General features: G+C 34.8%; 26 protein-coding genes. 15 read left to right on the top strand and 11 right to left on the bottom strand.

Translation table 11 applies throughout. The annotated features are described in order from the left end of the window. Window positions 1-73 precede the first annotated feature (73 nt). Genes rsmA through proC form a run of 3 tightly spaced genes read left to right on the top strand, consistent with a single transcriptional unit; the run spans window position 74 to window position 3,014 of the window. Window positions 74-853 (top strand): 16S rRNA (adenine(1518)-N(6)/adenine(1519)-N(6))-dimethyltransferase RsmA, encoded by a 780-nt coding sequence (gene rsmA / locus ACZ1AQ_RS07470; RefSeq protein ID WP_489632307.1) that lies wholly within the window; start codon window positions 74-76, stop codon window positions 851-853. After that, on the top strand, window positions 843-2,195 hold the full coding sequence (gene mgtE, locus ACZ1AQ_RS07465; protein ID WP_489632306.1) for a magnesium transporter: 1,353 nt from the start codon (window positions 843-845) through the stop codon (window positions 2,193-2,195). The genes rsmA and mgtE overlap by 11 nt, the downstream gene beginning before the upstream one ends. Before the next feature lie 42 nt (window positions 2,196-2,237). Continuing rightward, complete coding sequence (proC, locus tag ACZ1AQ_RS07460; RefSeq protein ID WP_438061311.1) at window positions 2,238-3,014, top strand: pyrroline-5-carboxylate reductase; 777 nt, start codon at window positions 2,238-2,240, stop codon at window positions 3,012-3,014. Window positions 3,015-3,153: 139 nt separating this feature from the next. Here proC and ACZ1AQ_RS07455 read toward each other — a convergent pair whose 3' ends face one another. After that, window positions 3,154-4,023, bottom strand: coding sequence for a DUF4349 domain-containing protein (locus tag ACZ1AQ_RS07455; protein ID WP_489632305.1), 870 nt, complete (start codon window positions 4,021-4,023; stop codon window positions 3,154-3,156). A gap of 52 nt (window positions 4,024-4,075) precedes the next feature. Further along, window positions 4,076-5,242 (bottom strand): Na+/H+ antiporter NhaA, encoded by a 1,167-nt coding sequence (gene nhaA, locus ACZ1AQ_RS07450; protein WP_489632304.1) that lies wholly within the window; start codon window positions 5,240-5,242, stop codon window positions 4,076-4,078. Window positions 5,243-5,357: 115 nt separating this feature from the next. On the opposite strand from nhaA, the gene ACZ1AQ_RS07445 reads away from it, so the two are divergent. Beyond that, the gene (locus ACZ1AQ_RS07445) at window positions 5,358-6,305 is read left to right on the top strand and encodes a 2-hydroxyacid dehydrogenase (RefSeq protein ID WP_489632303.1); all 948 of its coding nucleotides are present in this window, start codon (window positions 5,358-5,360) and stop codon (window positions 6,303-6,305) included. Window positions 6,306-6,384: 79 nt separating this feature from the next. Then, window positions 6,385-6,666 carry a TM2 domain-containing protein gene (locus ACZ1AQ_RS07440; RefSeq protein WP_489632302.1) on the top strand — a complete coding sequence of 94 codons (282 nt, stop codon included), beginning with the start codon at window positions 6,385-6,387 and terminating at the stop codon, window positions 6,664-6,666. A gap of 125 nt (window positions 6,667-6,791) precedes the next feature. Here the strand turns inward: ACZ1AQ_RS07440 and ACZ1AQ_RS07435 are convergent, their stop codons facing one another. The 5 genes from ACZ1AQ_RS07435 to ACZ1AQ_RS07415 form a co-directional block, all read right to left on the bottom strand. Continuing rightward, window positions 6,792-7,415 carry a hypothetical protein gene (locus tag ACZ1AQ_RS07435; protein WP_489632301.1) on the bottom strand — a complete coding sequence of 208 codons (624 nt, stop codon included), beginning with the start codon at window positions 7,413-7,415 and terminating at the stop codon, window positions 6,792-6,794. A gap of 22 nt (window positions 7,416-7,437) precedes the next feature. Further along, a complete protein-coding gene (locus ACZ1AQ_RS07430) occupies window positions 7,438-7,650 on the bottom strand; it encodes a hypothetical protein (RefSeq protein ID WP_489632300.1) in 213 nt (70 codons plus the stop codon). A 182-nt stretch (window positions 7,651-7,832) separates the two neighbouring features. Continuing rightward, the gene (locus ACZ1AQ_RS07425) at window positions 7,833-8,528 is read right to left on the bottom strand and encodes a hypothetical protein (protein ID WP_489632299.1); all 696 of its coding nucleotides are present in this window, start codon (window positions 8,526-8,528) and stop codon (window positions 7,833-7,835) included. Window positions 8,529-8,921: 393 nt separating this feature from the next. Next, a complete protein-coding gene (locus ACZ1AQ_RS07420) occupies window positions 8,922-9,530 on the bottom strand; it encodes a superoxide dismutase (protein WP_489632298.1) in 609 nt (202 codons plus the stop codon). Between the two features lie 171 nt (window positions 9,531-9,701). Then, window positions 9,702-10,385 carry a ComF family protein gene (locus ACZ1AQ_RS07415; protein WP_489632297.1) on the bottom strand — a complete coding sequence of 228 codons (684 nt, stop codon included), beginning with the start codon at window positions 10,383-10,385 and terminating at the stop codon, window positions 9,702-9,704. A gap of 97 nt (window positions 10,386-10,482) precedes the next feature. On the opposite strand from ACZ1AQ_RS07415, the gene ACZ1AQ_RS07410 reads away from it, so the two are divergent. Beyond that, window positions 10,483-12,024 carry a glycine--tRNA ligase gene (locus tag ACZ1AQ_RS07410; protein ID WP_489632296.1) on the top strand — a complete coding sequence of 514 codons (1,542 nt, stop codon included), beginning with the start codon at window positions 10,483-10,485 and terminating at the stop codon, window positions 12,022-12,024. Window positions 12,025-12,081: 57 nt separating this feature from the next. Here the strand turns inward: ACZ1AQ_RS07410 and ACZ1AQ_RS07405 are convergent, their stop codons facing one another. Next, complete coding sequence (locus tag ACZ1AQ_RS07405; protein WP_489632295.1) at window positions 12,082-12,585, bottom strand: DUF3575 domain-containing protein; 504 nt, start codon at window positions 12,583-12,585, stop codon at window positions 12,082-12,084. 339 nt (window positions 12,586-12,924) lie between these two features. Between ACZ1AQ_RS07405 and ACZ1AQ_RS07400 the strand changes: the two genes are divergently transcribed. The 4 genes from ACZ1AQ_RS07400 (at window position 12,925) to ACZ1AQ_RS07385 (ending at window position 17,005) form a co-directional block, all read left to right on the top strand. After that, window positions 12,925-13,737: a LytR/AlgR family response regulator transcription factor gene (locus tag ACZ1AQ_RS07400; RefSeq protein WP_489632294.1), complete on the top strand. Its 813-nt coding sequence runs from the start codon at window positions 12,925-12,927 to the stop codon at window positions 13,735-13,737. Window positions 13,738-13,913: 176 nt separating this feature from the next. Then, window positions 13,914-14,153 (top strand): 3-oxoacyl-ACP reductase, encoded by a 240-nt coding sequence (locus ACZ1AQ_RS07395; protein ID WP_489632293.1) that lies wholly within the window; start codon window positions 13,914-13,916, stop codon window positions 14,151-14,153. 97 nt (window positions 14,154-14,250) lie between these two features. Continuing rightward, window positions 14,251-16,290, top strand: coding sequence for a tetratricopeptide repeat-containing sensor histidine kinase (locus ACZ1AQ_RS07390; protein WP_489632292.1), 2,040 nt, complete (start codon window positions 14,251-14,253; stop codon window positions 16,288-16,290). 16 nt (window positions 16,291-16,306) lie between these two features. Beyond that, on the top strand, window positions 16,307-17,005 hold the full coding sequence (locus ACZ1AQ_RS07385; RefSeq protein ID WP_489632291.1) for a response regulator: 699 nt from the start codon (window positions 16,307-16,309) through the stop codon (window positions 17,003-17,005). A gap of 52 nt (window positions 17,006-17,057) precedes the next feature. Here ACZ1AQ_RS07385 and ACZ1AQ_RS07380 read toward each other — a convergent pair whose 3' ends face one another. Further along, complete coding sequence (locus tag ACZ1AQ_RS07380) at window positions 17,058-18,860, bottom strand: GNAT family N-acyltransferase (protein WP_489632290.1); 1,803 nt, start codon at window positions 18,858-18,860, stop codon at window positions 17,058-17,060. A 197-nt stretch (window positions 18,861-19,057) separates the two neighbouring features. On the opposite strand from ACZ1AQ_RS07380, the gene ACZ1AQ_RS07375 reads away from it, so the two are divergent. Together ACZ1AQ_RS07375 and ACZ1AQ_RS07370 are read left to right on the top strand one after the other, a co-directional pair. Continuing rightward, the gene (locus tag ACZ1AQ_RS07375; protein ID WP_489632289.1) at window positions 19,058-19,819 is read left to right on the top strand and encodes an exodeoxyribonuclease III; all 762 of its coding nucleotides are present in this window, start codon (window positions 19,058-19,060) and stop codon (window positions 19,817-19,819) included. A gap of 141 nt (window positions 19,820-19,960) precedes the next feature. Continuing rightward, window positions 19,961-20,899: an OmpA/MotB family protein gene (locus ACZ1AQ_RS07370; RefSeq protein ID WP_489632288.1), complete on the top strand. Its 939-nt coding sequence runs from the start codon at window positions 19,961-19,963 to the stop codon at window positions 20,897-20,899. Between the two features lie 61 nt (window positions 20,900-20,960). On the opposite strand, the gene ACZ1AQ_RS07365 is transcribed toward ACZ1AQ_RS07370, so the two are convergent. Further along, window positions 20,961-21,176 carry a hypothetical protein gene (locus tag ACZ1AQ_RS07365; protein WP_489632287.1) on the bottom strand — a complete coding sequence of 72 codons (216 nt, stop codon included), beginning with the start codon at window positions 21,174-21,176 and terminating at the stop codon, window positions 20,961-20,963. A gap of 144 nt (window positions 21,177-21,320) precedes the next feature. Between ACZ1AQ_RS07365 and ACZ1AQ_RS07360 the strand changes: the two genes are divergently transcribed. The 3 genes from ACZ1AQ_RS07360 (at window position 21,321) to ACZ1AQ_RS07350 (ending at window position 25,167) form a co-directional block, all read left to right on the top strand. After that, complete coding sequence (locus ACZ1AQ_RS07360) at window positions 21,321-22,358, top strand: NADP(H)-dependent aldo-keto reductase (protein ID WP_489632286.1); 1,038 nt, start codon at window positions 21,321-21,323, stop codon at window positions 22,356-22,358. Between the two features lie 243 nt (window positions 22,359-22,601). Next, window positions 22,602-24,656, top strand: a complete 2,055-nt coding sequence (gene metG, locus ACZ1AQ_RS07355) for a methionine--tRNA ligase (protein ID WP_489632285.1) — start codon at window positions 22,602-22,604, stop codon at window positions 24,654-24,656. Window positions 24,657-24,756: 100 nt separating this feature from the next. After that, window positions 24,757-25,167: a BrxA/BrxB family bacilliredoxin gene (locus ACZ1AQ_RS07350; RefSeq protein ID WP_489632284.1), complete on the top strand. Its 411-nt coding sequence runs from the start codon at window positions 24,757-24,759 to the stop codon at window positions 25,165-25,167. 215 nt (window positions 25,168-25,382) lie between these two features. Here the strand turns inward: ACZ1AQ_RS07350 and ACZ1AQ_RS07345 are convergent, their stop codons facing one another. Further along, window positions 25,383-25,859 carry a hypothetical protein gene (locus ACZ1AQ_RS07345; protein ID WP_489632283.1) on the bottom strand — a complete coding sequence of 159 codons (477 nt, stop codon included), beginning with the start codon at window positions 25,857-25,859 and terminating at the stop codon, window positions 25,383-25,385. Window positions 25,860-26,281 lie beyond the last annotated feature (422 nt).

Here is a 26,281-nt window from a genome sequence, read left to right as displayed (position 1 = left end):
ATGTTGTAAAAAAGAATTTTAAAACGCATAAATACCCTAACGCCTTCCTGCCTTTGCGGTTAAAAAAATGATTATGGAAAAAGTAAAAGCCAAAAAACATCTCGGACAACACTTTCTAAAAGATGAAAGCATTGCCAAAGCCATTGCCGACACCTTGAGTTTAGAAGGTTACAACGATGTCTTAGAAATTGGACCAGGAATGGGTGTATTGACCAAGTATTTATTAGAAAAACCTATCGACACCTATGTTATAGAAATCGATACGGAATCGGTGACTTATTTGGATGCCAATTATCCAAAATTAAAGGATAAAATCCTATCCGAAGATTTTCTTAAATACAACATCAATAGTGTTTTCGAAGGTAAACAATTTGCTATCATTGGTAATTTTCCCTATAATATTTCAACGCAAATTGTATTCAGAACCTTGGAGTTTAGAGACCAAATTCCGGAGTTTTCGGGTATGTTTCAAAAAGAAGTTGCCGAACGCATTTGCGAGAAAAAAGGAAGCAAAACCTACGGTATACTTTCGGTTTTGGCACAAGCATTCTACGATACCGAATATTTGTTTACGGTTGACGAACATGTATTCAATCCGCCACCAAAAGTAAAATCGGGTGTGATGCGCATGCGTCGTAAAGAAAATTACACCTTGCCTTGTAGCGAAAAACTCTTGTTTACCGTGGTAAAAACTGCCTTTCAACAACGTAGAAAAACCTTGCGCAACAGTTTAAAAACCTTAAATTTGTCCGATAAACTAAGAGAAGACCCAGTATTTGATATTCGTCCAGAGCAATTAAGTGTTGAAGAATTTATTGCCTTGACCCAAAAAATAGAAGCCGATGGAGTTTAAAATCAGCAAAGAACTCATTCAAGAGTTAGAGCAACTCATTCAAAGCAAGAACGATGTTAAATTGGAATTGTTATTGAATGACATGCACCATGCTGATATTGCCGAAATTCTAGACGAACTAGAATTTGATGAAGCTACCTATATTTTTAAAGTTTTAGATAGCGAAAAAACAGCCGAAATCCTTCTAGAACTAGAAGACGATTTGAGAGAAAATATCTTGAGCCGTCTTTCCCCAAAAGAAATCGCTGAAGAGCTTGATGAATTAGAAACCAATGATGCGGCCGACATTATTGCCGAATTATCTCAAGACATCAAAGCCGAAGTAATCTCAGAATTACAAGACGTTGAGCACGCCAAAGACATTGTCGAATTGTTGCGCTATGACGAAGATACAGCTGGGGGAATCATGCACAAAGAGTTAGTGAAAGTCAACGAAAATTGGAACGTGCTCACTTGTGTCAAAGAAATGCGAATTCAAGCCGAAAATATATCACGCGTACACTCCATTTATGTTGTTGATGACGACGGAAGACTAAAAGGACGTTTATCGCTCAAAGACTTATTAACCACTTCTACACGAACCGCAATCAGTGATGTGTACATAAGAAAATTGAATTTTGTCAACGTAGATACAGAAGATGTTGAGGTAGCACGTATCATGCAAAAATATGACTTAGAAGCCATTCCTGTAGTCGACGAATTAGGCCGTTTAGTGGGCAGAATCACCATCGATGATATCGTAGACGTAATCAAAGACGAAGCCGATAAAGATTACCAGTTAGCAGCGGGTATCTCTCAAGACGTAGAGGCCGATGATAGCATTATGGAATTGACCAAAGCGCGTTTGCCTTGGTTGGTTTTAGCACTATTGGGCGGATTTATTACCGTTCGCGTGCTTGGTTTGTTTGAAGGCGCTATGCTCGAACACGGAAAATTATTCTTTTTCACTCCCCTAATTGCTGCGATGGCGGGAAATGTTGGGGTACAATCCTCAGCTATTATCGTTCAAGGTTTGGCAAATAATACGCTTAGTGGTTCCCTTCTTAGTCGTTTAGTTAAAGAAGTTTCTTTAAGTCTCTTGAACGGATTAATCTTAGCCAGTATCTTGTTTTTGGGAAGCCATTTTCTACTGAATGTAGAAGTAATTATTGGCGTAATTGTAACAATTGCTTTGGTTTCCGTGATAATTATTGCCTCATTAATTGGTACTTTTATCCCGTTGTTATTAGACAAATTTGGTATTGACCCGGCATTAGCAACAGGGCCATTTATTACCACTAGCAACGACATTTGCGGAATTTTGATTTATTTTTCTATTGCCAAATTAGTGCTAGGATTCTAATTCAACAGCAAGAACCCAATTAACCAACCAAAAAACCAAACCATGAAAGTACACATCATCGGAGGAGGAAACCTTGGCGTTTCTATTGCCTTAGGTTTAGCCAAGTTTTCTCAAGGACATCAAATCACCATCACACGACGCAACACGGCTAGCATTTTATATTTGCAAGAACTCGGAATAACAGTAACTACAGACAATACCTTAGCTATTCAGGAAGCCGATTTAATTATCTTGACCATAAAACCTTATCAAGTAGATACAGTATTGACCGAAATCCTTCCAGTAATTACGAACAAAACCATTGCCTCAGCCGTTAGTGGTTTATCGATCGAAAATTTACAAAACAAAATAGGCCCTTCTCACAGCGCCATCCGAATTATGCCCAATATCGCGGCCCAATTTGGAGCGTCAGCGACTTGTATAGCATTCAACGAAAAAAACAAAGAAGCTGCTCAACCCGTAGTACAATTGTTTCAAGACTTAGGAACAGCCCCAATTATCGACGAAAAATTGATGGATGCAGCCACCGTTTTGGCCGCCAGCGGAACGGCTTTTGCCTTGCGTTACATCCGTGCGTCTATGCAAGCGGGTATCGAAATTGGATTCGATTGGCAAACAGCTTTGGCCATTTCAGCACAAACCGTAAAAGGTGCCGCTGAAATGCTCCTTGAAGAAAAAGGCCATCCAGAACAATTAATCGACCGCGTAACTACACCACAAGGCTGTACCATCGCAGGACTCAATGAAATGGAAATGCACGGTTTCAGTTCCTCACTCATTCGAGGCATCAAAACGTCCTTAAAACAAATCAAAGGATAAATTATTTGGGCGTGCCACCCTAAAGCAAAGGGGCCAACTCATGCTAGTCGTGAGTCGGCCCCTTTCCTTTAGGCTGTCGGGCTATCCGCGCTACTTCGGTAGCTAGCTCCTATCCCTCACGCGTAAAATTAAATGAATACTACAAATTCTTTTTGTTTTGCGCCCTTCTTTTTAACCATTTTTTAATCCAAAATATAGCCACTACTACTGCTAAAAGGAAAGGCCATACGCTAATTAAATTAATCAAAAAATCAGAAAAGGAATTGAAACCAGATACAATTCCATTCCAAATTTTTGAACCATAAGAAATGGTAGCTCCTTCATTTTCAGCAACAGTTTTATAAAATTCAATGGTAATTGTACTCATCGAAATCTGGTTTTGCAAATAAAGCAATTGTCCTTGTTTCGATTCTATTTCTTCACGAATAGCAGAAAGTTGCTTTTCTATTTCTAGGATTTCGATAACTTTAGTAGCCTTCTTTAATAACTCAAGATAACGATTTTCAAGTCTTTTTTTGGCAATGAGTCGAGCTTCAATATCAATGTACTGTTCTGTCACATCCTCTGCAGAAACTTCTTTAGTATCAAAAAAAGTAACTCCTTGAGAAATTTCATTTAAAAATAAATCAAAATTTTGGCTAGGAACACGAACAGTCATTCGTTTATAAATCGAACCATATTCTTTTCCTTCGCTATCATTTTGTATGTTGCTTTTGTATTTTTTTGCTGCAAGAAAAATTTGTTGGTATGTTTTTTCTAAGTCATTGGTTTCAAAACGAACAGAGCCTGTTTTAATGATTTTTTGCTCTACTGGAATCTTTTTATCCGACTCATTTACTTCATAACTTGTTTCTTCAGCACTGGCTACTTCTGGTTTTACAAATTTTACTTGGTCAACTTTTGCTGGAAGTTTGACTGCTTGTATTTTAAAATCTTCTGAAAATTCTTCAGATTTTTTACAACTTAAAAACAGAAGAGCAACAATTAAAAGGAATATTCTATTAGTCATTATCATTGATTTATTTAAGATTGAAATGGAAAAATAAATTATTTTGAGATACCTAAACCTCTTTTTTCTTTTTAGTTTTCTTTGCTTTCAAATTGATTTTTAGCCAAATAAAACCAAGGGTTCCAGCCAAAAACGAAGCAATCAGAATCGCAATTTTAGAATAATTGATAATTTCTTCTCCGTCATTTTTAAAAGCCAATAAGGTGATAAAAATCGACATGGTAAATCCAATTCCACCCAACATTCCTGCACCAACAATATCTTTCCAACGCAGTTCTTTCGGCAAAGCACAAACGCCAAAAGTCACGGCCAAAAACGAAAACAACCATATACCCAAAGGCTTCCCAACGACCAATCCAGCAATAATCCCGATAGAATTTTCATGTAATAATCCTTCGTGCCAATTACTGTCGATAGCAATTCCGGTATTAGCAATAGCGAATAATGGCAATATAAAAAAGGCTACAGGTTTATGTAAAAAATGTTGCAAACGGTAGGAAGAAGTTTGTGGTCCACCGTCCCCAAACGGAATAACAAATGCCAAAATAACGCCTGTAATCGTTGCATGAATCCCTGAATTCAACATAAAATACCACATTCCTATTCCGCCTAACAAGTACGGAATCAAGCTATGTACTTTTCGTCTATTCAAAATAAATAGGAAACCCCAAATCGCTAAAGCATAAAATAAATTTAGAAAGGCAATAGAATCGGTATAAAAAACAGCAATGACGATAATGGCTCCCAAATCGTCAATTACGGCCAAAGCAGTCAAAAATATTTTTAAAGAAGCAGGAACCCGATTGCCTAACAAAGACAAAATTCCAATCGCAAAAGCAATATCAGTAGCCATAGGAATACCCGCTCCGTTTTGGGTAATCGTTCCAAAATTTAGCGCTAAAAAAATCCCAGCAGGAACAACCATTCCACCCAATGCCCCAAAAATAGGCAGTGCAGCATTTTTGATGTTGGCCAACTCACCATCATATATTTCTCGTTCTAACTCCAAACCAATCATCAAGAAAAAGATGGCCATCAAGCCGTCGTTAATCCAATCCGTAATGGTGTGATGTCCCAAAGGAGTTTTCCAAAAGGCAATATAGTCAGTTTGTATACTCGAGTTGGCTAGAGATAGCGAAAGAATTGTTACAAATAGAAGTAATAAACCTCCAGCTTTTTCACTTTCAAAGAAGGCTTTAAATGTTTTCGTCAATTTCATAGATTGTAATGTGTCTTTTTACTAATCGCTAATTTAAGCATTTTTAAAGGAACTACTTTCCAGAAAGTAAAAACCGTATTTTTTTCGTTAATTTGAAGGATAAAAAATAGTAGTTATGGACATCAAAATCCTTCATATAGACAGCAACAATCCTTTGTTGTGGGAACAATTACAAGAAGCGGGTTTTCTCAACGAAGCCGACTTTATTTCTTCTAAAGAAGCCATTGAAGATAAAATCAAAGACTATCATGGCATCGTAATTCGTAGCCGATTTAAGATTGATAAAACGTTCCTCGACAAAGCTACCAATTTACAGTTTATAGCCCGTGTGGGTGCTGGTCTCGAAAGCATTGATTGTGATTACGCTATAGCCAGAAACATTGCACTCATAGCCGCTCCCGAAGGCAATAGAAATGCGGTGGCAGAACATGCTTTAGGAATGATTTTGTCGCTTTTTAATAAACTCAACCAAGCCGATGCTGAAATTAGAAAAGGGCAATGGAATAGAGAAAGTAATCGTGGTCATGAACTAGACGGAAAGACCGTTGGCATTATTGGTTACGGAAATATGGGAAAGGCTTTTGCTAAAAAATTGCGAGGCTTTGATGTTGAAGTAATTTGTCATGATATTTTACCAAACGTAGGCGATGCCAATGCCAAACAAGTTACGCTTGTAGAATTACAACAAAAAGCCGATGTACTAAGCCTACATATTCCTTGGACGCCTGAAACGGATAAAATGGTAAACGCTGATTTTATAGCATTGTTTTCCAACCCATTTTGGTTGATTAACACTTCTAGAGGAAAAAATGTAGTTACTGCTGACTTGGTTCAAGCTTTAGAATCTGGAAAGATTTTAGGTGCGGGTTTGGATGTTTTGGAATATGAGAAATTATCTTTTGAGACTTTATTCCAAGACAAAAACACTCCAGAGGCTTTTGATTATTTACTAAAAAGTTCAAAAGTTTTGCTTTCGCCACACATTGCTGGCTGGACTTTCGAGAGTCATGAACGATTGGCACAAGTAATTGTTGACAAAATAAAGCTACTTTATGGCAAATGATAACCTATTGGTTATGAAAAATATGTAACTTTTTTTATAGATTTACAACTAACTAAATCAATAACCAAATTTTACCATCATGGAAGAAACGAAACACGAAGCATGGAATACCCCTTATCCTAAAGCACAACCCGAAAATAAAAAAATTATTGCTGGAGTTTTGGCAATACTTTTTGGCTCTCTTGGGATTCACAAATTTGTTTTAGGATACACGCAAGAAGGAATTGTTCAATTAGTAATTGGAGTAGTTACTTGTGGCATTGGAGGCATAATCGGTTTTATCGAAGGAATTATCTACTTGACCAAATCGGATGAAGAATTTTATCAAACGTACCAAGTGGGCAAAAAGGGATGGTTTTAAAAAACCGTTTCAAAATAAAAAAGGCTGTCTAATTCTAGACAGCCTTTTTAGTACAGTAACTTATATTATTTATCTAAAACGTAACGTCTAGTTACTTCCGTCCAGTTAAAGATGCTAAATTATAGCTAAAATTTCATACCACAAGCTAAAGATATATTTGTTATTGTATCTCCATTTGAATCACTTTGAAAACCAGCACTTGGTCCGATATAAATCTTGTTAGAAAAACAATAATTATAGAATAGTTGAAAGACACCTCCTATTGCTAGAGTATTCTGAGGGTTTTCAAATTCAAAAATACTAACAGGCATATCAAATCCTGTACCTGCGGCAGGAAATAGGGTAGTTATACTGTCAGGTATAGATGAGGATTGAAATCTTACCAAGGGTCCGAGGCGTAAACCAAAATCATTTTTTTTATTTCTAAAAATACTCAATCCAATTTTACCAACTAATTGAATTCCGGCTGTTGTATATCTATATGATTCCTCAAAAGTTTTTCCAGGCCCATTTCCAAATAAAAGGTAATCTTTTCCATAATGTATACTCGTTCCTACCTCTAGAGTATAGGATATTTTTTTTCTAAAGTAATTAGTGTAACTTGTATTGAATGTGAAACCACCAATATCTCCGCTGCCATGCATACCAATTCCAAAGTCTATTTGTATAGATTTGTCTAATGGTGTTGTTGTATTTTGAGCAGTAAGTATTGTCGGTATAAGGATAAAAAAAAGAAGTAAATTATTCATGTTTTACATTTATAGTGTTGATTTATTTCCTTCTTTTAATATTCGCATAACTAATATTGTATACTTGATCATTATTATCAGTAAATTGAATTGTAGCAAGACCCAAATCATCATCTCTTTCCTCTGATGGTATAGTTATTGTCGTAGTTGGGCCATAATTACCAGGAGGAGGAGGAATTGTAACAGTCATTTGAGTAGATTTACCTCCATCTCTTTCTATCCATTTTTCATACATATAGTTTCCAAATGTACTTGTGTTCCAGTTCCCTAAGAAATAATTATAATCATACCACTTTCGATCTCTAAAATTTGATCTTTTCCTTTTATCAAACTTTTTTTGCCCAATAACTACGCCATTAGAGTTTGTTACTATTATAGTGAATTCAAGTTTACCAGCTAACCAAGGTTCTATTTCATTTAGGTTTGTAACTTAATGATTCCTGCATATTCTGACTGACCTTCTAACCTTGAGAAAGATGTGTTGCTTGATACTGGAATAAATGAAGGTAAATCTGTGTAAGATTGTAAATCAAAGTTAGTGTCTTCTTCTTGTCCAATTACCCAAACATCATTTTCCCAAGCGAAGTCTTCGGTTATTTCACTATGGTATTGTAATGATCCATCATCTTGTATAATGTATCCTGGAGCAGTATAGGATGGACTCAATTCATCTTCATAGATACCGATAACAACTGATTGTCCACTGCTATAATTAGATGTTTTTTTGAAGCTAGATTGCTCAATTGTTTCTGCTTTTGGATAAAAAAGTATTGGTTCTACCCCTCCATTAGCTGCCATTATATTTGATCTTAATGTTGCCAGTGAGTTAGCAAATTCATTATTTTTTGATTTATATTTTTCAATAATTGTTGAAAAATATACGTTATAATCCCCATGGCTTTGTTTTAAGCATTCCTCTAAAACAAATGATTTGAATTTTAAATCACTACTCATTGTTAGAAGTGTAGAAATTGCTTCTTTTTTTATCTGAGTTAAATTTTTAATTGATTGTTGTTCCGGTACGCTATCGTTAGTTAATTCTGTGCAACTATTTAATAACGAAACTGAACAGAAAAGGACAGAATAAAATAGAAATATTGTGATTTTTTTCATAATCACTTTAAGTTTTTAGTTTATATTTAAGTAAAGTTATGTTAAATTGCTTTTTAAATTGATTTTTTTAACATAAAAATAACAATACTTGTATTATTTTTAAAAGCCCATGTGTTTCTTTTTTAGTGTTTTAGATAAATAAATATTGTCTAAATATATTGGGCTTTATCTCTCTGGATAAGAATCAAAAAAAACAAAAAATATTAAGTTGAGTATTTTAACAGAAAAGGTTAAATAAAATCAATTGAAATAAAGTGGAATAAATCTAACAACTTTTTTACTACTCATTAATTTAAAAAAAACGAATCATAATATGTTTTGTAAAATAAAAAAGTTGGATGAAATAGATTCATCCAACTTTCTAAAACGATTCTGTGTAACTATATAAGAGTTTTATTTATCTAAAACAAAACGTCTAGTTACTTCAGTCCAATTGATTACATTGAAAAAAGCTTCAATATAATCTGGTCTTCTGTTTTGGTAGTGCAAGTAGTAGGCATGTTCCCAAACGTCCATTCCTAAGATTGGAGTTCCTCCACAACCTACACCAGGCATTAAAGGATTATCTTGGTTTGGTGTACCACAAACTTCTAATTTACCGCCTTTTTGAACACACAACCAAGCCCATCCAGAACCAAATTGTGTTGCTCCAGCTTTAGCAAACTTAGCTTTGAATTCTTCAAATGTACCGAAAGAAGCTTCGATAGCATCTAATAATTCACCTGTTGGTTGTCCTCCACCATTAGGAGACATTACAGTCCAAAACAAATTGTGATTGTAATATCCACCTCCGTTGTTACGTACAGCAGCATTAGTTTTATCTAAATTAATTAAAATATTTTCGATTGTTTTGCCCTCCATATCCGTTCCTGCAATAGCTGCATTCAGGTTAGTAGTATAGGCATTATGATGTTTAGAATGGTGAATTTCCATTGTTCTAGCATCAATATGTGGTTCTAATGCATCGTATGCATAAGGTAATTGTGGTAATTCAAATGCCATGATATCGTAATTTATAGATTGATAAAAATTTATCCAAATTTATACAATTAACTTTATACTTTAAAAAACATTTTTGTTATAATTCCCATTTTGTTTTTGGAATCCTTAATTTTTACTGGTTTAAATGTAATATGCTCATTTTTAGATTTTAATTTCAGTAAAAATATAATTTTAGGAATGCGCCATAGCCATACAAACAATGCTAATTTTGGCTCCAGGTATTTCTAAAAGGGCTCTAGAACAAGCCTCTAGCGTGGCACCAGTAGTTAAAACATCATCTAATAATAAAAAATGTTTGTTGTGTTCTTCTTCTGAAAAATGAACATCAAAAACCCGATGTATTCCTTCGGTTCTTCCCAATAGATTTTTTTTGGATTGGGTTTTCGAATCAATTTTTCGGACTAAAACCTCTTTTTGGACAGGAATGTTCAATTCATTCGATAATGCTTCTGCAAAAGTGTCAACTTGATTGTATCCTCTTTTTTTCCATCTTTTTTTATGAATTGGAACCGGTATGATTGCGTCTACATTTTTTAGAGCCAGATTATTTTTTAAATCCTCAGCATACCAATATCCCAATTGTGTCCCAATTTCTTGATGACCACGGTATTTTAAGTTATGAATTAGTTCTTGAACCATCCCTCTTTTATGAAAATACAAAAAAGCAGAAGCATGAATTACAGGAATCCTGCCATAAAATTTCTTGAAAGCTTCATTTTCTGTATGGATATGGTGATTTGTTTGTGGCAAATCGTGCCTGCACTTAGTACAAAGTACGGTTTCATTTGTCATTAAGAATGAGTGACATCCAGAACAAACAGGAGGGAAAAATAAATTCACAAGGTTTTTGAGCATCGAATCCAATATTTATTGATAAAAATAAGCAAATCAATGCTTCAAACTTTTGCTTTTTTGTTTTTTTTAAAGGCACTTTTTATATTTTTGCATCACTATGGCAAAACAAGAAGATATATTTAAGAATGTAGTTTCGCACGCAAAAGAGTACGGATTTATTTTTCCGTCAAGCGAAATATACGATGGTTTGAGTGCAGTTTATGATTATGCACAAAACGGTGTAGAATTAAAAAAGAACATACGCGAATATTGGTGGAAATCGATGGTACAAATGAACGAGAACATTGTAGGTCTCGACGCTGCCATTTTGATGCATCCAACCACATGGAAGGCTTCAGGCCACGTAGATGCTTTTAATGACCCATTGATTGACAACAAAGACTCTAAAAGGAGATATCGTGCGGATGTTTTGATTGAAGATTATGCCGAAAAACTAAACATTAAGGCTAAAAAAGAAATCGAAAAAGCAAAAGTTCGTTTTGGAGATGCTTTCAATGAGCAAGAATTTATTACGACCAATCCAAGAGTGGTGGAATATTTAGCCAAAGAAAGAGAAATTCTTGAAAGAATGGGGCGTTCTTTGGGTAATGGCGATTTAGAAGATGTAAAAGCCTTAATCGAAGAATTAGAAATTGCTTGTCCAGAATCAGGTTCTCGTAATTGGACCGAAGTGCGTCAATTCAACTTGATGTTTGGTACTAAATTAGGTGCTTCTGCTGATACGGCAATGGATTTATATTTGCGTCCAGAAACGGCTCAAGGAATTTTTGTGAATTTCTTGAATGTGCAAAAATCAGGTAGAATGAAGGTTCCTTTTGGAATTGCTCAAACAGGAAAAGCGTTCAGAAACGAAATTGTAGCCAGACAATTCATCTTCCGTATGCGTGAATTTGAACAAATGGAAATGCAATTTTTTGTGCGTCCAGGCGAAGAAATGCAATGGTACGAACATTGGAAAGAAACCCGTTTAAAATGGCATTTATCGCTTGGTTTAGGTGCCGAAAGATACCGTTTTCACGATCACGAAAAATTAGCGCATTATGCCAATGCTGCTGCCGATATCGAATTTGAATTCCCATTTGGTTTCAAAGAATTAGAAGGAATTCACTCAAGAACCGATTTCGATTTAAAAGCGCACGAAGAATATTCAGGTAGAAAATTACAATATTTTGATGCCGAATTGAATCAAAATTATGTGCCTTATGTAGTAGAAACTTCGGTTGGTTTGGACAGAATGTTCTTGGCCGTTTTTGCAACTTCTCTAAAAGAAGAAACTTTAGAAGATGGTTCAACTAGAACAGTATTAAAATTACCAGCAGTTTTGGCACCAACTAAAGCGGCTATTTTACCTTTAGTGAAAAAAGATGGTTTACCAGAAATTGCCAAACAAATCATTGAAGATTTACGTTGGGATTTCAATGTGTCTTACGATGAGAAAGATGCAGTAGGAAGACGTTATAGAAGACAAGATGCCTTAGGAACGCCTTTCTGTATCACAGTAGACCATCAAACCGCAGAAGACCAAACGGTAACGATTCGTCATAGAGACACGATGAAACAAGACCGTGTAGCTATTGCCGATTTAAAAGACATCATCGAAAATGAAGTATCGATGAAAAATTGGTTGATGAAGATGTAATCCATTAACTATTTGATAAAAAGAAAGGCTTCTCGAAATGGGAAGCCTTTTTTGTATTTAATTAAATCTGTAACCAAAAGTAATGCCACCTCGACCAACTATTTTATAATTAATATCTGAACCATTAAAAAGATTGCGGCCAATTCCGCCATTGATTTCAAAGATAAATCCATTTTTGGTAATCCATTTTCCTCCTAAACCAAATCCTAATGCGAAATCAATACCATTTGAATTTTCTATGGGGCTGTCTCTTTCGTAGTTATTCAGCATGCCAAAGCCCTCTGCGAAAAAACCTGCTGCTGGCTTTTTACCAAAATAGTAACGATAGTATGGGGTAAACATGAGTTTTATGTCAATGTAGTTAGCTAATGGTAAAAACAAAGAAGCACCAAAGGCAGATTCCTCATTAAGAACTCTTTCATAACTTACTTCTAAAGCATCTGCTATTAGGTAAGCAGCGTTTATTTTTAATTCATTTTTCTTAAATGAAACGGGTTCCGTTTCTTGAGCAATTCCTGACATTGAGAAACCTAATACCAACAATACTAGTATTTTTTTCATAAGTGTAAGATGTTTTTTAGTTTTTCAAATGTAAGAAAAAAATGTAAGTTCAATAATTATGCTTTTGTTTTTTCATATTTTTTGCTATTCTTTTTCAAGTGCCATAATTAACAGGGCACACTGATGCAGTTCGTCGGATTTTTTTGCATTTTATCTGTTTCTATCAACATTTAGGGGGTTTGTGTTAACAAAATGAACAAAAGAAAAAGGATTGCAGTAATTTTAAAGGTCTAAATTGTGGTTTTTGTTTAAAATAGTACTTTTGCGCACTTTACAAGAACTACCATTAAGATTTAGAATTTAGTCAACTGATTTCTAAACTGAATACAAGCGTTGTGAATGAACTATACATATATTATTATTGACGATTCGCAAGAAAGTGCTTTACAAACTAAGGCTGCTGCCGAAAGTTTTTCGGAGCTAGAATTCCAAGGTATGGCTTTTACAGTTGAGGAAGGTTTAAATTTGGTATTAGAAAAAAAGCCTCATGTTCTTTTTTTAGAAATCGTACCTAATTCAAAGAAATGCAATTTGTCACTAGCATTTATAAGTGAATTGCATCGCTTTTTGACAATTTTGCCTGAGGTAATTATTACCACATCCAAAAAAGATTACGCTTTTGAAGCAATTGATTACAATGTTTTTGATTATTACCTGAAACCAGTACAAACAATTCAAATTACGAAGTTAATTCACAAGTTAAGAAAAAGAAGCTATAACAATTTTTCAAGATTTGAACCCCTGATTGAGGTGCAAAACAACGCGCTGATTGATGAGAAGAGTCAGCAACAAGTGCTGACGATGCCCTTAACCATTTGTATTAAATCTTATGGTGATTACCGCTATATCAAGGCGGATGATATTTGTTATTTTCAAGCAGATAATAATTCCACAGATATTCATCTGAATTCTGGGGAAATGGTTACGGCATTCAAAACACTAAAACATTTTGAATCTATTTTGACTTTTCCCTTTATTCGTATTCATAATAGTTACATCGTAAATCGCAATTATATAACCCGAATTCAAATGGGTAACTCCTTGTGTTTCATTAAGAATAACACTACAAAGGTGCCCTTTTCTAAGTCGTATAAAGCAAATATTGACCTAATAATTTCTGATTTTTCCAAAGAAAATTATGTAGAAATCTGATAATCAATACGTTTACTTTATATTGACTAGTGCTTGCTAACGAATGGCTGTATTCTACCAAAAAAGGTGTTTTTGTGTAGGAAAAAATCTGTGTGCCTACTTAGATTTACAAAAGAATTCCGAAACAACTACGGAAGTAAAAGTCAAATCTATTCAAAAACATAAAGCCACAAATTATGAAAAAAGCTATCTTAACAATCGGATTATTTACATTAGTAATGGGATTAACTTCATTTACTACACCAGAACAAAAAGTTACTATTGAGAAAGGAGTTAATTTATTAGATATAAGCGGATCACAATCAGCAGGAGGAAACAAAAAAGTTGATATAAGCGGATCACAATCAGCAGGAGGAAACAAAAAAGTTGATATAAGCGGATCACAATCAGCAGGAGGTAACAAAAAAGTTGATTAAGTTTAAATAATTTATAAATAAGGGGCGCCAAAATATGGTTGCCCCTTTTTTTTTGTGATTTCTTTTGTTATTTTTGATGAAATTCATAAAAAATATATTGAAAACCAAATCTTTACTTCTTTTTGTTGTTTTCTTTTTTTTTACTCGATGTTCAAAAAAAGAATCAGTTATTTTAAATGATATTGGATTATTAAATGATAGTCTTGCTTTTTATTTGGTTAAAGCAAATGATGATAACTTGGATGTACTTCAAAAAAAAAGGTATAATAAAAGAGCTTATGAAATAACATTATCATTAGCCAATGATTCAATAAATAGGGCCAATTTATTTAAAGTAGCGAATCGATATTTTAATATGAGTGATTGGCAAAAATTTAAAAGTGTAACAGATGAGGTATTGATTAAGTCTTTAGAAAAAAAAGATACTATTTTTATTGCAAAATCATATTCATATATTGGGGATTATTACAGTTCTAGTGGGATTTCTGATAGTGCTTATGTTTTTTACTCTAAAGCAGAAAAGCTATATTCAAAGATTAATGACAATAATAGTTTAGCGCGCGTACTCTTAAATAAAGCATTGTTACAATTTAATGAAGATGATTTTCTTGGAAGTGAAAGAGCAGTAATAAAAGCGTTGCGAGCTGTTAAAGGGAGGAATTCAAATGATATAGTGTATGATTCTAATAATTTATTGGGTATAATATATAATGAATTAGAAGAATATGATAAATCAATTGATTATCATACTAAAGCATTGGCTAATGCAACTGATGATAAAATCCCTTCTGTTTATCAATCCAAAGCGACATCTTTGAATAATATAGGTTATGTATATCAAAATCTAAAAAATTATCAAAAAGCTCAAGAATATTATCAAGAAGGCTTAAAACAAAAAAATCTAAAATACGATAAGCCATCTTTGTATGCTATGCTTTTGGATAATTTAGCGTATTCAAGATTCCGACTTAATGAAGAAAAAGAGCTTCCAGAGCTGTTTCTAAAATCTCTGAAGTTGAGAGATAGCTTAAAACTAACCTCGGGTATTGTTGCTAATAAAATCCACCTTTCAGAATACTATAGTTATCACAACGATAGTATACAGGCGATTCGATATGCTAGAGAAGCGCTTTCCTCTGCACGAAATGACAAGAATTTCAGAAATGTTTTGGTGGCATTAAAACAAATGGGCGTGGTTGAGCCTCAAAACGCAACGCTTTATTCTAAGGAATACATTCATATCAACGATAGTCTTCAAAAAGCGGAACGAAAAATGGGAGAGAAATTCTCTCGTATTGAGTATGAAACCGATGTGATAAAAAGCGAGAATACAGATTTGGTCGTTCAAAATAGAAATTTATTTTATGTGTTTAGTATTTTGACGCTAGTAGGAATTTTTACTTTTATTTTTGTTTCCCAACGCAATAAACATCGTTTATTAATGTTTAAAGAACAGCAGCAATTGGCCAATGCTGAAATCTATAATTTGATGATTTCTCAACAAAAAACTATCGAAGAGAATAGAAACAAAGAGAAGAAAAGAGTAGCCAGAGAATTGCATGATGGGGTTTTGGGAAAAATGTTTGGCGTTCGTATGAATCTTGATACCATGAATACTGCTCAGGATGAACACGCTATCAAAAGTAGATTAAAATATTTGGCCGAGTTAAAGCAAATCGAACAAGATATCCGTGAGATTTCGCATGATTTAAATAGAGAAAACACCGAATTAATTAATAACTTCGTAGTGATTCTAACGAATCTTATCGAAAATCAAAGAAAAGCTTTCAAGAGTAAAGTCAATTTTACATTAGATAAAAATATTGAATGGGCTAGTATTTCAAATGAAATAAAGATTAATTTGTATAGAATTATACAAGAAGCTTTACAAAATAGCAACAAATATGCTAATCCGTCTTTGATTACAATAGATTTTAAAAAAATAAATCAACCAGATCGAATTCAATTATTCATTACTGATGATGGAGTTGGATTTAATCTAAAAAGAGTAAAGAAAGGAATTGGTCTCCAAAATATAGAATTTAGGACCAAAGAATGTAATGGTACATTAGAAATAAAAACTAAACCTGGTGAAGGAACCGCTCTTACTATCGAAGTCCCCATTTCAGCTACATAAAAATAAACTTAACCAAATGAATACAATGCCCCAAGAATCCAATTCACTAATTACCAAGCACATTTTTATCGTAGATGACCATCCGTTTATCATACAAGGTTATAAAAATGCCATAACTCGGTATCGCCCCACTGAATACGAGTTTTTGATTGATCAGGCCAAGGATTGTAAATCAGGATATGATGTAATTACCAATCCAGAGACAAAGCCTTTTGATATTGCTTTTTTGGATATTAGTATGCCAGCTTATGAAGAAAAAGGAATTTTTTCGGGAGAAGATTTGGCTAAATTGTTGATGGAATACATGCCAAACTGCAAGATTATTTTGTTAACCATGTATAACGAAATATTGCAAATCAAAACTATTATCAAAACCATTAATCCCATTGGATTGGTAATTAAGAATGACCTGACTTTTGAGGAATTACTATTTGCATTTGATAAAGTCATTAAAAATGAAAAATACTATAGTCAGTCTGTACTAGAAATGATTAGTAAATTGGAACATGTGCCAATAGAAATTGATCAGTTTGATAAAAAGATTTTGTTTCAATTATCAAAAGGCACCAAAGTAGAAGATATACCTCAGTATGTGCCAATTTCTTCTAGTGCCATTCAGCGAAGAATGGAAGACATGAAAGTTTTGCTTAAGCTTAAAGATGCTTCAGACGCTGAATTAGTAAAAGTAGCTAAATCAAAAGGACTATTGTTGTAATGATCGTTGTTCAAGCCATAAAAAAAAGACACTAAAAAGTGTCTTTTTTTAATTATTCTTCTTTGTCATTCATTTTTCGTTCCAGCTCGGCTTGGTATTCTTCCATAACTGGTTTCATAGTGCTTTCTGGTATGTCTTCAATGCGAATGTATATCAAACCATCTATTGCATTATTAAAAAGCGGATCAACGTTAAAGGCTACCAGTCTTGCGTTTTGTTTGATATATTTTTTGATTAATACAGGAAGACGCAATACGCCTGGTTCCAATTCATCAATAATTTTATCAAATTTATTCAAGTCGGCATCAGTTTCATTAAAAACAAAATCTTTATCGGCGTCCTTTAGTTTTACTTTGTATTCTTTTTTTGGATGCACATATTGAGCAATATAGGGGTCGTAGTAATGCGATTTCATAAACTCAATCATAAGTGATTTCGAAAAGTCCGAAAACTGATTGCTTATACTCACGCCACCAAGTAAATACTTGTGTTCAGGATAATGCAAGGTTGTATGAATAATTCCGCGCCATAACAAAAACAAAGGCATTGGTTTTTGTTGGTATTCTTTGATGATAAAAGCACGCCCCATTTCGATAGACTTATGAAGCATTTCGTGCAATTCTGGTTCAAAACGGAATAATCCGTTCAGGTAAAAACCGTCCATACCGTATTTTGGATAAATTTCACAGCCCAATCCCATGCGATAAGCACCTGCAATTTTTTTAGTATCGTCGTCCCATAAAAAGAGGTGGCGATAATATTGATCGTATTTGTCTAAATCTATAGATTCATTGGTTCCTTCTCCTACTTCTCTAAAAGTGATTTCTCTTAATCGACCTATTTCATGTAGAATATTTGGAATGTCTTTTGCCTTAGCGAAAAAGACTTCATAGTTTTTACTTTGCAACAAGCGACAATCCAAAGTTCTAAGATTTTCGACCTCACGAATCATTTTTTCGCTACTAGCAGGCGTAACAATTTTCTTAGGACTTTTGTGTCCTTTAAGCGGATTGGTATTCAGGAAATTGTTGTCTTTTTCGAAAGGATTCGCCAACATATAGGTTTTCTTTCTTAAAAACTCGGAGTATTCTTCAATAGATTCGTACTCATTTTGCTCGGCTACAGATATCGGCTTACCAATACGAACTTTGATGACTCTTTTCTTCTGAGTTAACAATTCCGAAGGTAATTTAGCTGTTCTTAAGGTGTCACTTATCTTCGATAAGAAGTAAAACAGTTTGCTGTTTTTGGCATGAAAGTAAATAGGTACTACTGGTACTTGTGCTTTTCGAATTACTTTTAAAGCACCTTCTTCCCATGGCTTGTCTACCATCAATTTGCCGTCTTTATAAGTAGAAACTTCACCCGCAGGAAACATCCCCAATGGTTTTCCATCTTTTAAGTGACGCAACGTTTCTTTTATTCCTACTACACTCGATTTGGCATCTTTATGATTTTCAAAAGGATTGACAGGCATGATGTAAGGCTTCATAGGGTCAATGCGGTGCAACAAAAAGTTGGCAATAATTTTAAAATTAGGCTCTTTTTCGAGCATTAATTTTAATAACAATATGCCATCAATTCCACCTAGAGGATGATTAGAAATGGTAATATAAGGCCCATCCTTTGGTAAACGTTTAAAGTCTTCTTTTGGAATCTCAAATTTAATTTGAAACTCGTCCAATATAGCATTTAAGAATTCAACATCACTCAAATGTTTATTCCTGTCGTAGATTTTGTTTAATGTAGAGATTTTTAAAACTTTCATCAGCAACCAACCCGAGAAAGTACCAAAAACACCGTACTTATCCGTATTTATTGCTTTTGCAACTTCTTTTGCGGTAACTAAACCCATTTTTTTATTGTTTTAAAACAAGACGCAAAGATAGAAAAAAAGGCTAATTTATTTGGGTTTTGTCAAACAAACTTCCACTTTTTTACTACTTTTGAATTCTTCAAAAATCTTAGTTTTTTATTTAAAATTAGATTTAAAAACAAACAAAAACCAGCTATTTTTTCATTTTTTTATAAAGAAATTTAACACACCAAGGTATGAAAATCATCTCTTACAACGTAAACGGAATTCGCGCTGCTATTACCAAAGGATTCTTAGAATGGTTGCAGCAAGCCAATCCCGATGTTATTTGCCTTCAAGAAATAAAAGCCACCGAGGATCAAATCCCCGTTGAAGATATCGAAAAAGCAGGATATGCCTATCAATATTATTTTCCTGCTACCAAGAAAGGCTATTCAGGTGTAGCCATTTTGTCCAAAATCAAACCCAATGCCGTGACCTACGGAACAGGAATTGAGCATATGGACTACGAAGGGCGTAACCTCAGAGTAGATTTCGACGATTGTTCCGTGATGAGTTTGTACTTGCCTTCTGGCACGAATATTGAGCGGTTGGACCACAAATTCAAGTACATGGATGATTTTCATGATTACATCTCCGAACTTAAAAAACAAATTCCCAACCTCATTATTTGCGGCGATTACAACATCTGTCATAAACCCATCGATATTCACGACCCCATTCGCAACAAAAACGTTTCAGGTTTTCTTCCAGAGGAGCGCGCTTGGTTAGATAAATTCATCAACTCAGGTTTTATCGACAGTTTCCGTTATTTCAATCAAGAGCCCCATCAGTATTCGTGGTGGAGCTACCGTGCAGGAGCTCGAGGCAAAAACAAAGGCTGGCGTATCGATTACAACTTGGTGAGCGAGTCGTTACAACATAAACTCAAAAGAGCCGTTATCCTACCAGATGCTATGCACTCCGATCACTGCCCAATTTTGGTAGAAATCGAATAATTTTTAGGAGCTAATCCTGCTGTCCACTATATCTTGCTTGGCGAACCCCGCCAAGCAAGGATGCCGCTCCCATCAGGGCTAGGGCAAAGGGCATAAAACAAACATCGAACACAAAAAGTAAAATAGTTTAAATTCAACCCCATGATCAAAAAAACCTTCCTTGGACTAACAGTACTGCTCTTAGCCAGTTCATGCGTGTCCAAAAAAATCTACAACGACTTAGAAAATAAATTAGCCAATCTTCAAAAAGAACACGCCGATTTAACCAACGAAAATGGCGAATTGCAAAAAGCAAAAACACAATTAGAATCCGAAAAAGAAGGATTAATAACTGAGTTAAATAAAACCAAATCCGATTTAGAAAAGTTAAAAGCAGACTATGCATCAGCACAAAACAAATACAAAGTACTTCAAGATGCGTATGCTGCACTAGAGAAAAACAGTGGAGAAGCTTTGCAAACCAACTTGAAAAAAAATAATGAACTTCTTGCCGAGCTCGATGCCAAAAGTAAAGCCTTGGCTATCGAAAAAGAGCGTTTGAGCAAAAGTGCTCAGCGTTTGCAAGAACTTGAGGATTTGATTGCGGCCAAAGAAGCTGCTATGAAAAAATTAAAAGATACCCTCTCCAAAGCCTTGAATGGTTTTGAAGGAAAAGGCTTGACCGTTGAGCAAAAAAACGGAAAAGTTTACGTTTCTATGGAGAACAAATTATTGTTCAATTCTGGTAGTTGGGCTGTAGGTTCCGAAGGGAAAAAAGCAGTGGTAGAAGTAGCCAAAGTATTGGGTGACAATCCAGATATTGCTGTTTTGATCGAAGGACATACAGACGATGACGGTTTCAAAGGTTCAGGACCCATCGCGGATAACTGGGATTTGTCTACCAAAAGAGCCACAGCTATTGTAGCTATTTTGAGCGAAAACAAAAAAGTAAATAAGCAAAACCTAACAGCAGCTGGTCGTAGCGAATATGCTCCCTTAATGAGTAACGCCACTGCCGAAGGAAAAGCCAAAAACCGCCGAATCGAAATCATACTGACTCCACGATTGGATGAAATCTCAAAAATGTTAAACGAGTTTTAGGATAAAGCTTGTCTTAAGAAAGTACTAAAGGCTCATCCGTTTCTATGGTGAGCCTTTTGTGTTAAACAGATGTTTTATTTAAAAATCCTTTTATGTAATAACTTATAATACCAAGAACAGGGAAGAATATTATGATAAATAACCAAATAGGGAGTCCATGTTTTTTCTCTTTTTTTACAATTTGTGATGCAGTAAACAACAAAAGTACACCATATACTAAAATGGCTATGACAATTTCAATTGAACTTATTTTTCCCATATGATTTCTTATCGCCATAAATTTAATGTTTTGTAGTAAATAGAACAATAAAAACTTTATCAAGGCTAAAACCTTTTGTGTTAAAATTAACGAATGTCCAATTTTTATAGGGAAACTAATTTTTACCTTTGGCTTTTTAGATTTTATAAATTTTCAGCATCAATGAAATATACTACTTTACCCAATACTGATATTCAAGTCAGTAAAATTTGTTTAGGCACGATGACTTTTGGTCAACAAAATACAGAAGCCGAAGGACACGCTCAAATGGATTATGCTTTAGAACAAGGCGTTAACTTTTTTGATACAGCCGAGATGTACTCAGTGCCAGCGCGTCAAGAAACTTATGGGAGTACTGAACGTATTATAGGAACTTGGTTCCAAAAAACAGGCAATAGAGACAAGGTAGTTTTGGCCTCAAAAATTGCGGGGCCAAATCCAAACTTTACCTACATGCGCGAAAAAAATGATTTTTCTCCAGCGAGTATTCAATATGCTTTAGACCAAAGTTTAGAGCGTTTACAAACAGATTACATCGATTTGTATCAGTTGCATTGGCCAGAACGTAAAACCAATTTTTTTGGACAACGCGGTTTTAAAGTACAAGACGATGCTTGGGAAGACAACATTCATGCAGTTTTAGAAACATTGAACGGATTTATCCAACAAGGAAAGATAAAACATATCGGATTGTCGAATGAAACGCCATGGGGAATCATGCGCTTTTTGGAAGAAAGTAAATACCATAATTTGCCAAGAATCAAAACGGTTCAAAATCCTTATTCGTTGTTGAATCGCTTGTACGAAAATGGTTCAGCAGAGATTGGAATCAGAGAAAACGTGGGACTTTTAGCTTATTCGCCAATGGCTTTTGGGGTGTTATCAGGTAAATTCTTAACAGGAGAACCACACCCTAACGCAAGAATCAATTTGTTTCCACAATTTTCAAGATATAATAGCGAACAATCGGCTGCGGCTACACGTTTGTACAACGAAATTGCGCAGCAAAACGGATTGACGCTCACGCAATTATCTTTGGCTTTTATCGAGCAACAACCTTTTGTAACTAGCACCATCATTGGCGCAACTACTATGGATCAATTAAAGGAAAACATCGAGACAATCAATGTGACTTTGAGCGAAGAAATACTGCAAGCGATTGATGGCGTTCAAGCAAAAATTCCTGATCCAGCACCTTAACAATGCCTTGAAAAAACCAAAAGCTGTAGTCGTCGAAATGATGGTTGCAGCTTTTTTTGTTCAATTAATTCATATAGAATGCATGTGGATCAGTTCATAGAGACTTACAATCAAAGGAGTCATAAAACACGTAATGTAAAGGAATAAAGACATTTTTTTTCATTTGTACAGACAAGTCGCGACTTGTCTCTGTGTCCCTATCATAAAATATCTTATTTTTGCAGGCAATAAAACAGAATTAAGATGCAGAATCCAAAAAGATATACCATTACAGCAGCATTGCCTTATACCAACGGACCTATTCATATTGGACATTTGGCAGGAGTTTATGTGCCTTCAGATATTTATACTCGTTATCTGCGTATGCAAGGACGAGATGTAGTATTTGTTTGCGGTAGCGATGAGCATGGTGTGGCTATATCGATGAAAGCCAAAAAAGAAGGTATAACTCCACAAGAAGTAATTGATAAATATGATGGAATCATTAGAAAATCATTTGCTGATTTCGGAATTTCATTTGATAATTATTCTAGAACTTCGGCGCAAATTCATCACAAAACGGCCTCTGAATTCTTCAAAAAATTATATGACAAAGGTGATTTTATCGAAGAAATTACCGAACAATTATACGATGCCAAAGCCAATCAGTTTTTGGCCGATCGTTTTGTAGTAGGCACTTGTCCAAAATGTGGCAACGAAGAAGCCTATGGTGATCAATGCGAAAAATGTGGTTCTACATTAAATGCTACCGACTTAATTAATCCAAAATCAACTATTACGGGCGAAACACCTGTTTTGAAATCAACGAAACATTGGTTTTTACCCCTAGATCGTTACGATGCGTTCTTGAGAGAATGGATTTTGGAAGGTCATAAAAATGATTGGAAACCTAACGTGTACGGTCAAGTAAAGTCTTGGATTGACGGCGGATTAGAACCTCGTGCCGTTACTCGTGACTTAGATTGGGGAATTGATGTTCCTGTTGAAGGTGCCGAAGGAAAAAAATTATACGTTTGGTTTGATGCTCCAATTGGTTACATCTCGTCTACCAAAGAATGGGCAGCCAGAGAAGGAAAAGACTGGGAACCGTACTGGAAAGATCAAGACACCAAATTGGTACATTTTATCGGAAAAGACAATATCGTTTTTCACTGTGTGATTTTCCCAGCGATGCTAAAAGCGGAAGGAAGCTATATCTTACCCGATAATGTTCCTGCAAACGAATTCTTAAACTTAGAAGGGAATAAATTATCGACTTCTAAAAATTGGGCCGTTTGGTTACATGAATATTTGGAAGAATTCCCAAATCAGCAGGATGTGTTGCGCTATGCCTTGACTTCGAATGCTCCAGAAACCAAAGACAACGATTTTACGTGGAAAGATTTTCAAGCGAGAAACAACAATGAATTGGTGGCTATTTTTGGAAATTTCATCAACCGTGTGGTGGTCTTAACGAATAAATATTACAACGGAATTGTTCCAACGCCAAATGAATTGTCTGAAGTAGACGAGCAAACTTTGGAGGAATTGAAAGCTTATCCAGCGGTGATTTCGAGTTCTATCGAAAGATACCGATTTAGAGAAGCCTTGGGCGAAATGATGAATGTAGCTCGTTTAGGCAATAAATATTTGGCAGATGAAGAGCCTTGGAAAATGATCAAAACCGATGCAGAGCGTACCAAAACTCAAATGTATGTAGCCTTGCAAATCGCAGCTGCTTTGAGTTCGCTTTGTGAGCCGTTCTTACCATTTACCTCTCAAAAATTGTTACGTATGCTGAATATTGATGTCAATACTTGGAATTTAGATTTTGACAATTGGACATTGTTACCAGCAGGTCACCAAATTGGCGAAGCCGAATTGCTTTTCTCTAAAATTGAAGACGAAGCGATTCAAAAGCAAATCGACAAATTAGAAGCTACGAAAACGGCTAATAGTGCTGAAAACAAAAAAGCTGAACCACAGAAAGAGTTAATTCAGTTTGAAGATTTTGCCAAAATGGATATTCGTGTAGGAACTATTTTGGAAGCCGAAAAAATGCCAAAAGCGAATAAATTATTGATTCTAAAAGTAGATACTGGAATCGATGTTCGTACCATCGTTTCGGGAATTGCAGAGAGTTTTAAACCCGAGGATATCATTGGAAAACGCGTAACTGTTTTGGTAAATTTAGCACCAAGAAATTTGCGTGGTGTAGAAAGCCAAGGTATGATTTTGATGACTACAAATACTGATAGGAAATTAGTTTTTGTTAATCCAGATGCAGAGGGTGTTGCAAATGGAGAAACGATAAGTTAATTCGCAGTAACTATAACAAAACTTTATAATTCGTTCTTATAATTTTTTATCAAACTTTGTAACTTTGCGCCTTAATTTAGTTAACTAAAAATAAAAAAATATGTATCCACAAGATATGGTTTTACCGATGCAAGCAGAATTAACTGCTGCTGGTTTCCAAGATTTACATAATGCAGCCGATGTAGATGCTGCTATAAAAGCAGAAGGAACAACATTTGTCGTTGTGAATTCGGTATGTGGTTGTGCGGCAAGAAATGCACGTCCGGGAGCTAAAATGAGTTTAGAAGGTGCTAAAAAACCAGACCACTTAATTACTGTTTTTGCTGGTGTTGACAAAGAAGCTGTTGATGCGGCAAGACAACACATGTTTCCTTTTCCTCCATCATCGCCTTCTATGGCTTTGTTCAAAAACGGAGAATTAGTGCATATGTTAGAGCGTCATCACATTGAAGGTCGTCCTGCAGAAATGATTGCAGATAACTTAAAAGATGCTTTTAACGAGTTCTGCTAACAATCACAATGTAAAGAATAAAAAAAAGCTGTAATCGTAATTTATGATTACAGCTTTTTTTTATGGTTTTATGTTGCCGAGAAAGCAAGTTTTTACTCTTTAGCCCCGATTGTAGTGGAAATCCCCACGCTAGTGCGAGCGTCTCGCTCGTACTCACAAACGTAATCAATTTATTTTGTCTATTAAAAAAAACAAAAAGCACAACTTTTTCAAGCTTATAGTTTGTTTTTCTGCTCAGTTTTATGGGCACGAGCCTGAGGCATCGCGCTAGCGGTTGAACTTATTTCTGCTTTCACAAGCCGGGCGACACCAACGGGTATAACTTCTATATTAAACTCTTGATTATCTTTTAATTCTCGTTCTGAAAACTCTTTTGCACCATAAACATATGGTCCTCGAAGTATAAAATGGTATTCTTTGTTACTGTCAAGTTTAATTATAACTGAACCTTTATAATCAGTTACATAGTCAGCTACTTTGACATACTTTCGCATAGGAATACCAAATTCTGCTATTCTAACTTCAATAGTATCGAACTTATTTATCCTAGGTTGACCGGTGTCACTGTCAATTGAATTTATTTTTATAGTAATTTGGCTTTCAAAAGCTGTTTTTTTAGTGCAACTTGAAATTAACATAATTACTAGAGAAATACATATTACTCTTTTAGTTTTAAGGATGTTTAATTGCATATCTTATAGTATATAAATGACTCCCCCCGCTGGTGCGAGCGTCTCGCCCGTACTCACAAACGTAATTAATTTATTATTTCTAATTAAAAAACACAAATTACAACTTTTTCAAGCTTATAGTTTGTTTTTCTGCTCAGTTTTATGGGCACGAGCCTGAGGCATCGCGCTAGCGGTTGAATTTATTTTTGCTCGTACCAGCTGGGGGGAATTCAAATTCAATAAAAAAAAACTGAAATCGTTGTTAATGATTGCAGCTTTTCTATGGTTTTAATGTTTCTTAGAAAACAAGTTTTTACTCTTTAGCCCCGATTACTATGATATATACAAACTAAAAATTTATTTATTTTTTAGTTTAAAAAAAGACATAACAAGCCTTCGAATAAGAATTACACGAAGGTTTGTTGTGCCTTTCATAAGTTATT

The organism is Flavobacterium sp. UM26 (assembly GCF_057922445.1).
The sequence above is the reverse complement of the archived record's forward strand: the minus strand, read 5'-3'. Positions and strand labels throughout refer to the sequence as shown.